Source organism: Paenarthrobacter aurescens (genome assembly GCF_025421775.1).
GTDB classification, from domain to species: Bacteria; Actinomycetota; Actinomycetes; order Actinomycetales; family Micrococcaceae; genus Arthrobacter; species Arthrobacter aurescens_B.
Window position 1 is genome coordinate 1 of the sequence record NZ_JAOEFX010000343.1, and the last position, 266, is coordinate 266.

Consider the following 266-nt stretch of genomic DNA (forward strand, 5'->3'; position numbering starts at 1 on the left):
CATCACCGGGGTCACTTGCAAAAGTTCGTTGCGCGGCGTCCAGACAAGCCGCTGTCCGGGATGCAAAGTGGTCTGCTGCCCACCCGCCGAGAAAAATGCTTCCACCTCCTCGGGATTTGTCGCCAGGGTGTCCAACACACCGCGATTGCTGCGGGTGCTGATCGTGACCCTGGCGGTGTGATTATTTTGCGAGGCTGGTGCGATGTGGCGTATCTGAATCAGATTGCCAGCCATATCGTAGCGGTAAGTGCGGGTGTAACTGGTGT

1 protein-coding gene is annotated in these 266 nt (G+C 57.9%); it reads right to left on the reverse strand.

Translation table 11 applies throughout. The features are described 5' to 3' along the window. The coding region (locus tag N7568_RS23885) for a hypothetical protein (RefSeq protein WP_261612175.1) at positions 1-234 on the reverse strand (234 nt) is incomplete at its 3' end. Between the last annotated feature and the right edge of the window lie 32 nt (positions 235-266).